The organism is Actinoplanes campanulatus (assembly GCF_014647795.1).
Taxonomy (GTDB): domain Bacteria; phylum Actinomycetota; class Actinomycetes; order Mycobacteriales; family Micromonosporaceae; genus Actinoplanes; species Actinoplanes campanulatus.
Genome location: NZ_BMPW01000004.1, coordinates 399,697 through 414,037 on the forward strand (window position 1 = coordinate 399,697; position 14,341 = coordinate 414,037).

At 69.3% G+C, this 14,341-nt stretch carries 12 protein-coding genes; 6 read left to right on the forward strand and 6 right to left on the reverse strand.

The features are described 5' to 3' along the window. Positions 1-3: 3 nt before the first annotated feature. Together IEZ13_RS10535 and IEZ13_RS10540 are read left to right on the forward strand one after the other, a co-directional pair. The gene (locus IEZ13_RS10535; protein ID WP_183220700.1) at positions 4-1,221 is read left to right on the forward strand and encodes a PQQ-dependent sugar dehydrogenase; all 1,218 of its coding nucleotides are present in this window, start codon (positions 4-6) and stop codon (positions 1,219-1,221) included. Between the two features lie 107 nt (positions 1,222-1,328). After that, a complete protein-coding gene (locus tag IEZ13_RS10540) occupies positions 1,329-1,994 on the forward strand; it encodes an NADPH-dependent FMN reductase (RefSeq protein WP_229794599.1) in 666 nt (221 codons plus the stop codon). A gap of 40 nt (positions 1,995-2,034) precedes the next feature. Here IEZ13_RS10540 and IEZ13_RS10545 read toward each other — a convergent pair whose 3' ends face one another. The 3 genes from IEZ13_RS10545 to bglS form a co-directional block, all read right to left on the reverse strand. Then, a complete protein-coding gene (locus IEZ13_RS10545) occupies positions 2,035-3,033 on the reverse strand; it encodes a serine hydrolase (protein WP_183220702.1) in 999 nt (332 codons plus the stop codon). 159 nt (positions 3,034-3,192) lie between these two features. Then, positions 3,193-4,206 carry a LacI family DNA-binding transcriptional regulator gene (locus tag IEZ13_RS10550; RefSeq protein WP_183220704.1) on the reverse strand — a complete coding sequence of 338 codons (1,014 nt, stop codon included), beginning with the start codon at positions 4,204-4,206 and terminating at the stop codon, positions 3,193-3,195. A gap of 189 nt (positions 4,207-4,395) precedes the next feature. Then, positions 4,396-5,169 (reverse strand): beta-glucanase, encoded by a 774-nt coding sequence (gene bglS, locus IEZ13_RS10555; RefSeq protein WP_203833763.1) that lies wholly within the window; start codon positions 5,167-5,169, stop codon positions 4,396-4,398. 439 nt (positions 5,170-5,608) lie between these two features. Here bglS and IEZ13_RS10560 point away from each other — a divergent pair, with 439 nt between their 5' ends. After that, a complete protein-coding gene (locus IEZ13_RS10560; protein ID WP_183220708.1) occupies positions 5,609-6,133 on the forward strand; it encodes a glycoside hydrolase family 26 protein in 525 nt (174 codons plus the stop codon). Next, positions 6,108-6,668, forward strand: coding sequence for a glycosyl hydrolase (locus IEZ13_RS10565; RefSeq protein ID WP_229794612.1), 561 nt, complete (start codon positions 6,108-6,110; stop codon positions 6,666-6,668). The genes IEZ13_RS10560 and IEZ13_RS10565 overlap by 26 nt, the downstream gene beginning before the upstream one ends. A 31-nt stretch (positions 6,669-6,699) precedes the next feature. Here the strand turns inward: IEZ13_RS10565 and IEZ13_RS47850 are convergent, their stop codons facing one another. The 3 genes from IEZ13_RS47850 to IEZ13_RS10580 all read right to left on the reverse strand — a co-directional run bounded on the left by IEZ13_RS47850 (position 6,700) and on the right by IEZ13_RS10580 (position 10,135). Next, positions 6,700-6,858, reverse strand: coding sequence for an ATP-binding protein (locus IEZ13_RS47850; protein ID WP_372441859.1), 159 nt, complete (start codon positions 6,856-6,858; stop codon positions 6,700-6,702). A 110-nt stretch (positions 6,859-6,968) separates the two neighbouring features. Next, positions 6,969-8,039, reverse strand: a complete 1,071-nt coding sequence (locus IEZ13_RS10575) for a cellulose-binding domain-containing protein (protein ID WP_183220714.1) — start codon at positions 8,037-8,039, stop codon at positions 6,969-6,971. A gap of 440 nt (positions 8,040-8,479) precedes the next feature. Then, the gene (locus IEZ13_RS10580) at positions 8,480-10,135 is read right to left on the reverse strand and encodes a cellulose-binding domain-containing protein (RefSeq protein ID WP_183220716.1); all 1,656 of its coding nucleotides are present in this window, start codon (positions 10,133-10,135) and stop codon (positions 8,480-8,482) included. 663 nt (positions 10,136-10,798) lie between these two features. On the opposite strand from IEZ13_RS10580, the gene IEZ13_RS47455 reads away from it, so the two are divergent. Further along, positions 10,799-13,993 carry a tetratricopeptide repeat protein gene (locus IEZ13_RS47455; RefSeq protein WP_183220717.1) on the forward strand — a complete coding sequence of 1,065 codons (3,195 nt, stop codon included), beginning with the start codon at positions 10,799-10,801 and terminating at the stop codon, positions 13,991-13,993. Then, the gene (locus IEZ13_RS10590; RefSeq protein WP_183220719.1) at positions 13,990-14,313 is read left to right on the forward strand and encodes a hypothetical protein; all 324 of its coding nucleotides are present in this window, start codon (positions 13,990-13,992) and stop codon (positions 14,311-14,313) included. Before IEZ13_RS47455 ends, IEZ13_RS10590 begins: the two co-directional genes overlap by 4 nt. The last annotated feature ends 28 nt before the right edge of the window (positions 14,314-14,341 follow it).

A 14,341-nucleotide genomic window follows, 5' to 3' on the forward strand; every position in this document is an offset into this window, starting at 1 on the left:
ACCATGTCGCCACCGCGTCGTCGCCCGGCCACCCTGCTGGCCGGCCTGCTCGTTCTGGTCCTGTCCGGGCTCCTGTCGACCTCGGTCCCGGCGGCCGGCACACCCCGCGGCCCCGCGGTGCCACTCACCGAGCTGACCGTGGTGACCGAACAGGTGGCCTCCGGTCTACAGCGTCCGATCGCGATCACCGGCCTGCCCGACGGCCGGATGCTGATCGCGGAGAAGAACGGCACCGTCCGCGCCTACCACCCCGACACCGGCCTGACGGCCGAGCCGGTGCTCGACCTGACCGCCCGCATCGACGCGTCGGACAACGAACGAGGCCTGCTCGGCATCACGCCCGCGCCGAACTTCGCACGCACCGGGATCCTCTACGTCGCCTACACGAGCCTGCCTTCCGGCGCGCTCACCCTGGCACGACTGCCCATCGGCGCCCCGGAGCGGCTGCAGGTGCTGCTCACCCAGGAGCACGCCGAGTACGGCAACCACAACGGTGGACAGGTGGCGTTCGGCCGCGACGGCTACCTCTACTGGTCCACCGGCGACGGCGGCCACGCGAACGACCCGTTCAAGGCCGGTCAGGACCTCGGCACCCTGCTCGGCAAGATCGTGCGGATCGACGTCAACCGTGCCTGCGGCGCCAAACCCTACTGCGTGCCTTCCACAAACCCCTTCATTCGTACGCCGGGCGCGCGGCCGGAGATCTGGGTGTACGGCCTGCGCAACCCGTGGAAGTTCTCCGTCGACCCGGTCGACAACTCGCTGTGGATCGGTGACGTCGGCCAGGGCCTGGTCGAAGAGGTCAACCACATCCGCCCCTGGCAGGGCGGGGCGAACCTCGGCTGGTCCTGCAAGGAGGGCACCCCGGTGTTCGACCCGGCGCAATGCCGTCCGGGCGTGCAATACGTCGACCCGGTCTTCGAGTACGAACACTTCCTCACCGAGAGCTGCTCGGTGATCGGCGGCGTGGTGTACCGAGGGTCCCGGACCCCCGAAGCGTGGGGGACCTACGTCGCGAGCGACTACTGCGCGCCCCGTGTCTACGCCGTGCGCCCCCAGCGCGACGGCAGCTACGAGACCGCCACGATCGGCAACTTCCCCACCCAGCCGACCGCGATCGGCACCGACGTGCACGGCGAACTGTACGTGCTCAGCGACTACCCGGGATGGCTGAGCCGGGTGCGGTTCGAGCGGGTCCAGCCGGTCCCCGGGGCGCGGTGACGGCCCACTGGTTCGTTCACCGGAGCGCGGTTCGGCCGGCCGAACCGCGCTCCGGTCGCGTTCGTGAGTTGACCCGTTGCCGGCAGCGGACGAGGTTTAGCCTGGTCATGAGCGCGCTCGCGGCGGCGGAGGGTCCCCGGGTCCCGGGCCGACGGTTCGAGCTGACCGCCGCCATACACGATCCGTCTACCAAGGAGCACAGCTCGATGGCCAGCTACAAGGTCGGATACTTCGTCGGCAGCCTGTCGTCCACGTCGATCAACCGGGAGCTGTCGAAGGCACTCATCCGGCTGGCGCCCGACGACCTCGAGTTCACCGAGATCCCGATCCGGGATCTGCCGCTCTACAGCCCGGACTACGACACGAACTATCCACCCGAAGGGCTCGCGCTCAAGGAAGCGATCAGCCGGTCGCAGGCCATCCTGTTCGTGACGCCGGAGTACAACCGGTCCATCCCCGGCGCGCTGAAGAACGCCATCGACTGGGCGTCACGGCCGTGGGGCCGCAACTCCTTCGACCACGTGCCCGCCGCGGTGGTCGGCGCGTCGATCGGCGACATCCGCACCGCACTGTCGCAGCAGAGCCTGCGCGCGGTCCTCAGCTTCTGCAACACCCGGCAGATGACCTCACCCGAGGCGTACATCAAGTACACCCCGGACCTGTTCCCCGGCAACGGCGAGGTCACCGACAAGACCACCGAGGACTTTCTCGCCGCGTACATGCAGGAGTTCCGCGACCACATCGTCCGAGTCCTCACGGTGCTGCCCCGATAGACACCGAGGCGGGTTCCGCGTCCGCGACCGCGGCGACCGCTCAGCCGCCGTTGACCGGGTGGAACGGTTTGGGCAGGGTGCGGGGCGCCGCCGAGCGGGCCGTGGCCGCCGGGGCCGCGGGCAGGCTGTTCATGAGCGCGCGGCCGATCTTGGCATGCGCCTCCACCGCCGGATGGGTGGCGCCGTAGTTCTCCGGATCGCCCAGCCCATCGGCGAACATCGCGTATGTCAGCAGCGGCGAACCGTTGACGCCGAACATGATGCCGACCTCGTGCCGGGACTCACCGAGGCTGTTGAAGTCGGCGCCGTACTTGGTGGCGACGCGCTCCCGCTCCCGCGACGACATCACCCGCCGGACACCGTCGTGGTAGCCGTTGAGCCACCGGGTGACGCTGAGCAGGAAGTCACAGGACTCCGGCTTGAGCAGCGTCTTGGTCGCCAGCCGCCACAGCAGGTCGTGCATCTCCCGCGGCGTCGTCGTACCCAGGAAGAACCGGTTCGGATTGGCGACCGGCTCGACCCGGGTGTGCACGAACCCCTTGGCCGCCAGAATCTCGTTGATCTCCAAGGCGGGAACGACACGACCACACATCCGTACGGCCGTGTTGTCGGACACCAGCAGCATCGCGGTGAGGAAGTTCGCGACCGTGATCTGGTCACCCCACACCCGGTGCAGATGGTAGATGCCGGAGCCGCCGAGAATGATGTCGGCCGGCAGATCGAGCTTGGTACCCAGGCTCAGCAGACCCCGGTCGATCTTGTCCATGACGGCCGTGGCGACCGCCAGTTTCTGCACGCTGTACCCGTTCGTGACGTGGTCGGCGTCGTCCTCCACGATGGGCCGCAGCACACCGGCCGAGTCCACCGCGGCGATGTGGGTACGCCAGAGCCCGCCGGCCTTCGCCTTCTCCCGCTCATACACCTTCCGGATGCCACGCGTCCCGGACGGCGCGGCTTCGGCGGGCCCGCTCACGCCCGCGCCGACCACCGCCGCGGCACCGATCCCGAGCGCCGAACGACGAGACAGGCTGGATGACATCGTGTCTCCTCAGTGGATGAACAGCGAATCATGGCGCAAGGTACACTATGCCCGCTCAGTCAACGGCCTTTTCGCCCGCGGCCGGCGATCGACACGTGCACCCAGAGTCACGTGGAAGCGCCGCGACCTGCTCGCCTGGAATGGATCGGCCCGTCGCGGTCAGGCCGACTCTCGCACGATCACCTTCGTGGGCAGGATGAACGGTTCCGGCTGCGTGCCGTCGAGCAGTTCGATCAGCATGCGGGCGGCCTCGCGGCCCAGCGCCTGCACCGGCTGATGAATCGTGGTCAGTTTCGGATCGGTGTGCAACGCGATCGGCAGATCGTCGAAACCGACCACGGCGACGTCGTCGGGGACCGTGCGGCCGGCGTCGCGCAACACCCACAGCGCCCCCGCCGCCATGTTGTCGTTCGCCGCGAGCACGGCGTCGAGGTCCGGGTGCTCGCTCAGCAGCGCACGCATCGCAGCGGCGCCGCCGGCCTCCATGAAATTCCCAGGCGCGGTGGCATACGGCCGGAGCCCCGCCAGCATGTGCGCCTCGGTGTAGCCACGCCGGCGCTCCCGGCCGACCGCGGTGTCGTCCGGTCCGGTGATCATGGCGATACGGCGGCGCCCGGCACGTAGTAGGTACTCGGTGGCCGCCCGTGCCCCGCCCGCGTTGTCGGCCTCGACGTAGAACGGTGGTGTTCCGTGCATCGGCAGCCCGATGAAGACGGTGGGCAGTCCCGATCGCGCGGCGATGTCGATCAGCGGATCGTCACCGCGCAGCGCCACCAGCATCACCCCGTCGGCTCCCCGGGTCTGTAGGAAGCTCTCCAGCCGCCGCTGGCCGTGACCGGTCGTGGCCAGGCTGAGCACCAGGTGCAGGTCGGTCTTCTCCAGCGCGGTGGACGCGCCCATCATGATCTGGCCGAAGAACGGATCCGCGAACACTCCCGGCCCGTCGCCGGAGACCGCGAGCACCACCACACCGGTCTGGCGAGTCGCCAAGGCGCGCGCGGCCCTGTTCGGCGTGAACCCGAGATCGCGAATCGCCTGCTCCACCGCGTCGCGTTTCGCGCGGCTCACATTCGGCCCGTTGTTGATCACTCGGGACGCCACCGTGCGCGACACCTGGGCTCGCTCGGCGACTTCGTCGAGCGTCGGCGGACGCGACGGGACCGGCGACGACATACACGGCCCCCTCCGCTCGAACCACCACCAGGCTAGCGGGTCGTTTCCGGCGATTCGAGGTACGGCCCGGCCTCATCGCGGCGGTCGGCACACCGGGCATCGAGCCCGACAAGAAACTGCAAACCGGAGGTACGGATGAGCCGACGTGACCTGGCCGCTTGACCGGACGCCACGTCGACTCCGCGACTATCAGTATCTGGTGTACCTGGCCCAGTCATAGGTGGCGGTCAGCTTGGTGCCGGGGTATGTGAAGGGCCCCAGCCAGCTGTCGACCCCGACGCCGGGCCAGAGGTTCATCATGATGCGTTGCGGGTGCGTGGGAAGCGGTCCACGGGAGCCGTTCTCCTGGTGGACGAGCACTCCGTCGACGAACCAGTTGATGGTGCCGCCGTTCCACCACTCGAAGGCGTAGTCGTGGTAGCCGCTCGCGGCGTCGAAGCCCAGGTTGATGACGGTCTCGTGGCCGCCGACGCCGTTGGTGAAGTAGTTGACCTGCATCTGGGTGGTGTTCTTGCCGAGGATCTCTATGTCGATCTCGTCCCACGGCTGGCCGTCGCTGGGCCCGGTGTAGGTGAAGAACGAGGTCACGGTGCCGGGGTTCTTGACGGCCTTCATGCGCGCCTCGAACCGGCCGTACGTGTAGAGGTCGGTGGTGCGATATTCGCCGGCGGCGTACGGCTTGCCGGAGCAGCCGCTCGGGCAGGACTGGGTGTCCAGGTTGAGGCCCATCACGCCGCCGCTGAACCAGACGTGGTCGGCGCGCCAGCCGGCGTTGAAGACGCCGCCGTTGCTGTACCCGTCGGCCTTGTACCAGCGGCCGGTGTCGAATCCGTTGAAGTTGTCGACGAAGCTGGGGCCGATGGCGGCCGCGGCCGGCGCGGTACCGGGCGCCGTGAGGGCGGCGACGGTGCAGAGGATCGCGGCGGCCAGCGCTTTCGGGGCGCGTGATCGAGTGATGGTCACTGACGTCTCCAGTTCTACGGGTTTCGTCATACCGAGATGTCGCGTCGTGCACGACGAACGGGGATGGGGCGATACCGGATCGCAGGTGGCGCGGAAGGGGCCGTGCCGGCGGCTCGGATGGAGGGCGCCCGAGTTCGCAGCCGTGTGGGTTCCGCCGCTAGCTCCAAAGCTGAAACTGGAAGCGCTTCCAGTTCCTTAGATCCAGCGATGTCTATGACGACTTTGTAACCTTGAGGTTAACGTTTGTCAAGCATAGGACCGAACCGTCAGCGCTCTAGCTGTGGTAACCGCGCCCTCGCTGCCCGCCCTCCTGGCCGCCGGTCTTGCGTAGACGGCCCCGGGGAACCCAGGCCTTTACATCGATGAGCGTGAGTCATTATGGTTCGGACGGGAAGCGCTTCCAGTCAGTGTGGAGCGCCCTGACCCCCCGGGAGGCAACATGCGAAGGCGAGCACTGCTCGGCACGGCGGCGGCCGCGGTGGCACTGGCGACGTCCGACGCCGCCGGGCCGGCCGCAGCGGCAGCTCGCAAGGACCGGGTCCCCATCCGTTACCTGGGCATGTTCCGGCAAGAGGACCCTGCGGCGATCGCGGCGAGCGTCAAGAACCTCTACGGCGCCACCCCGGCCAGCGTGATGTGGTTCGACAGTTGGGCGAGCGGACGAGCTTTCCCGTTGGACGAAGCCAGGATGCTCTGGCGGCGCGGCATCATGCCGCACTACACCTGGGAACCGTGGAATACCGCGCTCGGCCCCAACGACCCCGGGCAGATCCACCTGACCGACGTCATCGACGGCACGTGGGACAGGTACATCAGGGCGCGCGCCGAAGAGTTCGCCGCCGTGCGGCTGCCGATCCTGGTTCGCTGGGGGCACGAGTTCAACGGCAGTTGGTACCCGTGGGGCATTGCGAACAACAACGCCGACCCCGTCGCTGTACGTGCGGGCGTACCGGCATGTCCATGACCTCGTCACGGGCGCCGGGGCACGGAACGTGCAATGGGTGTGGGCGTTCAACAACGGATCCTCGCCGGACGCACCCTACAACGACCCGGCTCACGCGTACCCCGGCGACAGGTACGTGGACTGGGTCGGCATCGACGGATATAACTGGGGCTTCGGTCCGTCGTGGGACCCGACCGGCGACCACTGGACGAGCTTCGACGCGACGTTCGCCGCCGCCTACGCCAAGGCCCGCGACGTCGCACCGAACCGTCCGGTGATGATCGGCGAGTTCGCCTCCACCGAGGACGGCGGCGACAAGGCCCGATGGATCGAGGACATGGACGCGAAGCTGAGCTCGGGCGCGTACCCCGATCTCAAACTGCTCACCTACTTCGATGTCACCAAGGAAGAGCCCTGGTCACCGACCTCGTCGCCGGCCGCACTCGCCACCTTCACGTCCTGGACGCGACAGAGGTACATGAAGGGACGCGGCCACGATCTGGCGCGCGTCGCCGGGGACTACGCCTGTTCCCGCGTCCCCACAGCGAGCTTCTAGTCGACCGCGAAGGTTTACCGGCTCTGACTGCTCAAGCGGCCCGGCCTCGCAGCCGTCGGGTCTTGCCGATCCCGGCCTCGCCGGTGACGATGGCCGTCCCCGGGCGGCCTGTCACGGCGGCTTCCAGCGCGCTTGTCAGGACATTCAGCTCACGGTCGCGTCCCACGAGGCGAAGTCGGTCGGAGGGCATTTCTCAGACTGGCACGGACTGTGGGTCGTGTGGTGTCGCCTACCCGGCTCAGGTTTCGAGTGGCCGCCGCCGGTCTCCGTGCACATCGGCGGCGGCCGTCGAGGGCGGTGTCAGGACAGGAAACCTCCGTACGGGCCGTTGAGGATGCCCTGCTTCTGTGCCTGGCTGAAGTGCGTGTTCGGGTAGCTGTAGAAGGAGGCGGACATCGGGGTGCCGTCGGTCGAGGTCGAGTCCGGCAGGCCGAACGCGTGCCCGAGTTCGTGGACCATGCCGCCGTACCATCGGTTCATCGGGCCGTTGATGCCTGCCGCGCCGTCGGCGTCGTGGCCGCTGAGGATGACCCATCCGCCGCCTCCTCCACCGCCGGAGCACGACGCCTCGGCGCTGATCTCGCCGACGTTGACCCAGCGGCTGTCCGGCGCCCGCAGGGAGAGTTTGCGCATCAGCTCCTGCTGCATGTTGAAGACGACCCACCAATAGCACTCGTTGCCGTTCGGCGTGTTCTCGTACCACGAGCGGGGGTGGTCGCCGTTGACGACCTCGACGACCGGGTTGTTGAGGGTGAACGTCTTGCCGAGCTCCTGCCGGTAGTAGCTCTGGGCCTCGCGCATCACGGTGGCGATGCCGTCGACGTACCGCTGGTCGTACGCAACGTCGGTGGGCCGCAGCCAGTAGGCGCGCACGGTGCGCTCCGGCGGTGTGGACGTCGGCGGCGACGAGGTGGGCGAGGTGCTCGGCGAGGCGGTGGGTCCCGGTGTGGTGGCGCCGGTGCAGACGACACCGTTCACAGTGAAGCTCGCCGGCACGGCGTTGCTGCTGTTGTTCCACGAGCCGTTGAAGCCGAACGTCGTCGTGCCGTTGGTGGCGAGGTTCGCATTCCAGCCGGCGTTGACGGCCGTGACCGCGGAGCCGCTCTGCGTGGCCACCGCGTTCCACGCCTGTGTCACCACCTGACCGGCGGTGAACGACCAGCGGAGGGTCCAGCCGGTGAGGGGGTCGCCGAGGTTGGTCACGGCGACGTTGGCGGTGAATCCTCCGCCCCACTGGCTGCCGACGGTGTAGCTCACCCGGCATCCCGATGCGGCGGCCTGCGCGGATGTCACCCCGCCGATCGCCGCTCCGGCGGCGACGGTGGCGAGCGCGGCCGCGACCACGACTGTACGGCGTACCCGCTGATGCATCCTGGTCTCCTTCCGGACTCCGGCCGGGTGGACGTCACGGGGCCGCTCCGAGGCGGTCGAAATCGACGACCATCCATTTGTTGCGCCCCACTCTGGCGTACGAAAACGGTTTCGGCAAGTTTCGGTCGCGCCTTGCGGCCGGCCCCGGATCGCCGCCTGCGGGCGGCGATCCGGGGCCGTTTGGCTCAGCGGTCGCAGTGGCGTCGCGGGTCCTCGGCCTCGGCGCACAGGATTCGGTGGGCGCCGTCGCTGAGCCAGAACGTTGCTCCGCCATGGTCGACAATCCGCATCCTTGCCGCACCGCGGGGCAGGACGGGTTCGATGACGTCACCTGTCTCAAGATCGAAGAGGCGTTGTCTGCCCTTCCACTCGCAGCACGTAGCGACCCGAGGAGGGCCAGACGATGACAACATCGGCCTGACCCACCCACCGGAGGCCACTTACCGGTACTGGTTGTCGAGCAGGCCGTTGATGTACTTCTCGATGTTGGTGTAGCCGGTCGCGTCGAAGTCGCCGCCGGCGTCGTTCGCGGCCGGGTTCAGCCCGTACCGCGACTCCCAGGTGTCGGGCATGCCGTCACGGTCGGTGTCGGGTTGAGCGGTTCCACCGGGGATCGTGCCGTAGCCGTTGTTGTTCAGGCCCGTCGCGGTCTGCGTGCTCCACAGGGCGCCCTTGGTGCCCAGCGACGTCACGTCCGCCACGACCAGCCTGTCCACGTCGTCGCGGGGCACGGCGCCGGCGTTGGCGATCACGTCGGCGTACCCCGCGGCGGCCGACACCGTCGGGATCCTCGCGGTGTCGGCCGAGAACGCCGAGGCGAGCTCGGTGGCGCCACCGCGGACCACGGCGGCCGCGCCGTTCAACTGGCCGTCCCGGTTGCTGTCGACCCAGTTGTCGCGGTTGTAGATCTGCTGGTTACCGGTCTGGTAGTAGTAGTTCGAGGCGCTGGTGGTGCGCGGTCCGGTGATGAAGTAGTTGCCGACGACGTCGTGCAGGAAGTGGCCGCTGGAGTTCCCGGCGGTGTAACCGGCCTGGTAGTTGTAGACGACGTTGTTCACGAACTGGGTGTTGGCCTTGGCCAGCGGGTTGCGGTTGTGGGAGTTCGCCCACAGGTTGCGCCACCACGTGTAGGGGCCGGTCTCGGTGTGCGCGCCGAACTGTTGGCCGATCGGGTTCGCGTCGATCGAATACTGGACCGTGATGTTCGACGCCCGTACCGCGTCGATGTTGTTCCAGGCCCCGAACTCGATCGAAACGTGATCGAAGATCAGATTGCTGGCGTCCAGCCAGTTGATGCCGTTGTTCTTCTGATCGGCGTCCTCGGTGCCCATCCGGAACCGGAAGTTGCGGACGATCACGTTCGTGCCGCCGTTGAACGACACCTCACCGCCCTGTACGCCGATGCCGCCGCCCGGTGCGGTCTGCCCGGCGATCGTGATGTTGCTTTTCACCAGCACCGTCGACGACAGCTTGATGTAACCGCCGACGTCGAAGACCACGATCCGGTTGTTCGCGCTGACCGCGTCGCGGAACGACCCGGTGCCCGAGTCGTTCAGGTTCGTGACGTGGTAGACGGTGCCGCCGCGGCCGCCGGTGGCCGCGGCGCCGTAGCCGACAGCGGTCGGGAACGCCTTGACCGGGCCGGCCGGCGGCGCACTGGTCGGCGAGGTGGTGCCCGGCGAGGTGGTGGTCGGTGTGGTGCCGCCGGTGCACGCGACCCCGTTGAGGCTGAACGATGCCGGGATCGCGGAGGTTCCGGTCGCGTTGAAGCCGACACCGGTGGTGGCGTTCGTGGCGAGGGCGGCGTTGTAGCCGGCGTCCCTGACGCTGACGGCAGAGCCGGACTGGGTGACGGCGCCGTTCCAGAGCTGGGAGATCGTCTGGTCGCCGGGGAAGGCGAAGGTCAGCGTCCAGCCGTTGACGGCGTCGCCCAGGTTGGTGACATCGACGGCGGCGCCGAAGCCGCCCGGCCAGGTGTTGGAGACCGTGTACTTCACCGAACATCCGGCGGCGGCCTCGGCACGCGGGGCGAGGACCAGTCCGGCGGCGGCGATGACGGCGACGGCGGACGTCGCGGCCAGCACGTTACGTTTCATCGGGAACCTTCTCGGGGATCGGGGGACGTTTCTGTCGGGGATGTCGTCTGGTAGGTGCTCCAGGCGCGGCCGGATAACACAAAGGAGAAGCACCTCGGCGGGCACGGCGTGTGCTGGTCCACATCGCGGGTGGGGCGTCCGGCAGTTCGAGGATCGACGCCCAGGCGTCGCTGTCGGTGGGATCCTCGGGATCTGCCGGCAGGTGGAAGATGTTCGGGTTGCCGGGATCGATCAGGGTGGGACCGGATGTGGTCGGCAGGTGCGGCACCCGGCTGACGGTCCCGACGGTGGATTCGTACCAAACGGCTTCCTGGCAGCCTCGCTGATCCAAGTCGTTCTTCCGCTCGCCGCCCTCGCCTGGCTGGCACATGTCCAACGCCTTTGGCGTGCCTGGCCCACACTGCTGAGCGCAACGATCTCGACCGCGACACTGAGCGCGCTGCTGCGGCAACTACTCCGGGTCGCCGCAAACCGGTTCGGCTGAACACGCGCCCGATCGGCCATGCAACGTCACTGCGACTGGCCGGGGAGCACCTCGGGGCCCAGATCCCCGGCGGCGGGGGACACCGCCAGCAGATCCGCATGAGCCGGCGACGGCGCACCATCTGACCGGCTTCGCGTCGTACGGGCCCGCTACCCTCGAACGTCTACGCGGGAGGTGCGTTGGCGCAGCGGATCGTCGTGAACCTCGACGGTGTGGCGCGGCCGCTCGGCGACGACGTGCCCGGCGAGTTGCGGTGGTATCTGGAGGAGTATCTGAGCAGGCCCTATGCGGTCTACGCCGACCGCGGCGAACGGGTCGGGTCGGCGCTCGCGGGCTGGGGCGAGCGACTGTTCGAGACACTCCTGCCGCACGGTCTGCCGGGCACCCGCGGCGACCGGCGGACGTGCGATCTCGTCCTCCGGTCGGGTGATCCGCGGGCGCTCGGCATGCCGTGGGAGCTCATGCACGAACCCGGACGCGACGTCCCGCTCGTGTGTGACGGGGGCACGCTCACCCGTACCCTGCCCGGTTTTGGCCCTCTCGGTGTCCACGATGTCCCGGTGGCCCGGTTGCGGGTCCTCATGGTGATCTCCCGCCCGGCCGGCGCCGCCGACGTCGACTACCGGATGGTCGCCCGGCCGCTGCTGGACCGGCTCGCCTCCGTCGCGGCCGGTGTGGACCTCGTGGTGCTGCGCCCGCCCACCCTGCAACGGCTGGCCGAGGTCCTCGCCGCGGCCCGCGACAGCGGCCGGCCGTTTCAGATCGTCCACTTCGACGGGCACGGTGTTCGGCCGGTGCCCGGCCGGTCACCGGGACTGCTGCTGTTCGAGAAGAGCACCGGCGGCCCGGACCGGGTGCCCACCGAGGCCGTCGGCCGGATCCTGGCCGACGCCGGAGTTCCGGTCGTGGTGCTCAACGCCTGCCACTCCGGGGCGGTCGACGGCGAGTTGGAGGCCACCGTCGCGACCCGGCTGCTTCGTGACGGCGTCATGTCGGTCGTCGCGATGGCCTATGCGGTGTACGCCGTGGCGGCCGCCGAGTTCATGACGGCCTTCTACGCCCGGATCGCGGCCGGAGATCTGATCAGCGCGGCCATGCGGGCCGGCCGTGAACGGCTGCGCGACCATCCGACCCGGCCGACACCGGCGGGCCCGATGCCGCTGGCCGACTGGCTGGTCCCGGTGCACTACGCCCGCCACGATGTTCGTTTCCGCTGCTCACTCGGCTACCGGCCGGCTCCGGACGGGCCGGGGGACGACTTCGTCGGGCGCGACGCGCTCTTTCAGGCCATCGAGTCGGCGTTGCACCGTGACCGGGCGGTCCTGTTGCACGGGATACGCGGGATCGGCAAGAGCGCGCTGGTCCGGGCGTACGCCCGCTGGTGGGTGAACACCGGCGGCTCCACCCACCCGGACCCGGTCGTGTGGCACGCCCGTGGCGAGTGGCCGGTGATCGCCGGCCGCCTGGTGATCTGGGACGGTTTCCGGACCGGCGACGGCGAGGTCCGGCGGCTGGCCCGGGCCGCCCGCGAACACGGCGGATGGTTGATCGTCACCGGCTGGACCTTCCCCGAGACGCTCACCGGGACCCTGCCGGGCATGCGTGTGGGTGGCCTCGACCCGGCCGAGCGGATCGAACTCGCCACCCGGCTGCTCGGCGGCTCCGGCTGGGACACACCACAGACTCTGGCACTCGTCGACGAACTCGACGGGCACCCGCACAGCATGCGGGTGCTGCTCCCGCAGACCGCCGCCACACCCGCCGGCGAGCTGCTGGCCCGGCTCCGTGGCGGGCCGCCCCCGCCGGAGCTGGCCGCAGACGTCGCCACCGGCTGCGCCACACTGTCCGCCGTCGGCCAGCGGCTGCTCACCATTCTCGGCCTCCAGCCGCGGACAGCCGACGTCGCGGTGCTGCGCACCTTCTCCAACCTCGCCGAGACGCCATCCCCGTACGCCAAGGTGTCGGGGTGGCGATGGGCCTGGATCATGGACCAGGCCGCCCGGGCCGGCCTGGTCTCCTTCCTCAGCGGCGACCTGTACGCGGTGCACCCCGCACTGCCCGGCCATCTCGCCGCCGCATGGCCGGCGCCGGACCGTGAGGCCTGCCGCCGCAGCATGCTCAACTCGGTGGCCCGCTACGCCGAGTGGATGATCGGTGAGAACCGCGGCGGGGACGCCGCCTTCGTCCGGGAACTCCTCGCCGAACAGCACCGGGACCTCGACGAGATGCTCGTGTACGCCGCCGAACACGGCCTGTGGCTGCATGTCCTGGCGATCGGCGAGCCACTTCTCGGCTTCTACTCGGCATCCGGGATGGTGGGCAAGGTCCGCGCCCTGGCCCACCGGGTGCACGCCCTGATCGCCGCCGAGCCGGAGCCGCTGCCCGGTCTCGCCCCGACCCGCCGCATGGTGGCCGTCCTTGTCGACCAGCACGACACCGACCACCCGGCCGCCCCCGCCGACATCACCGCCGCCCGGGAACGTCACGAGGCCAACACCACCGGCCCCGCCGACCCGCTCACCACCGCGATGGCCGAGTGTCACCTCGCCGGCCTGGCCCGCCAGCAGGGCCGTCTCGACGACGCGGCCCGTCTGGGCGCTCGTTCACTGGATGCGTTCGAGAAACTGGGTGTCCCGGACGCACTGGCCACGGCCTACCACACGATGGGCATGATCCGTGTCGATCAGGGCCGCTACGACGAGGCCGAGGAATGCTATCGGAAGGCGATCGACCTCGGCGGGGGCGCGGTCACCTGGCACGAGGCCGGCGCCCTTGCCCAGCGGCAGGGCCGCTACGACGAGGCGGAGAGCCGTTACCTGCGCGCGCTGGCGGCCAACACTGACGGCGGCCATCATTCCCGGGCGGTGGGGAACTGCCTGCAACTCGGTCACCTGGCCCTGCAACGGGACCGGGTCGACGTGGCCGAGCAGCACTACCAGCGGGTCCTCGACCTGGCCGAACGAACCAGCGACCAGCCGTCCCAGGCGCGCGCCTACCAGGGTCTCGGCAACGTGGCGCTGCTGCACGACCGCCTCGACGAGGCCGAGCAGTGGATGGGCCGGGCGATGACGATCTTCCAGGAGTTCGGCGACCGCTACGCGATCGCGATGACTCACGGCGCGCTCGGCACCATCGCCGAGGAGCGCGGCGAGATCGGCGAGGCGTTGCGGCACCTGATCCGCGCGGTGAGCCTTTTCGGTCCCTTCCCCGATCCCGCCTCCGGGATCCTGCCGGCCGGTCTACTCCGCTATGCGGTCCTGGCCGGCCGCCGGGACCTGACGGCCGCATGGCGCGAAGTGACCGGAGCCGATCCGCCCGCCGAGATCTGGGACCTGCTGACACAAGCCAAGAACCATGAGAGGGGTACGGCATGAGCGCACCGGAACGGGACATCGCCAGAGCCGCGGGCAAACGCCTTGACGCAGCCGTCGACGTGGAGCTGGCCCTGCTGCCACGCGACGACCCGAACCAGTACGCGGACCCGATCGCCATCGGCGGCCTGATCGTCAGCGCCGCCGGCCTGGCCTGGACCATCGCCGTCGACCTCCGCTCACGCCGCCCCCGCCCACCGGCCGTGGAGATCCACCGCACGATCGTGATCCGCCTGCAGGAGTCCGTAGCGGGCGACGACCCCACACCGGTCATCGAGGCCGTCGCCGAGGAGACGATCCGCCGAGCCGAACTCGACGACTGACATCGCGAGCCCCCGGTCCTCACCGGAC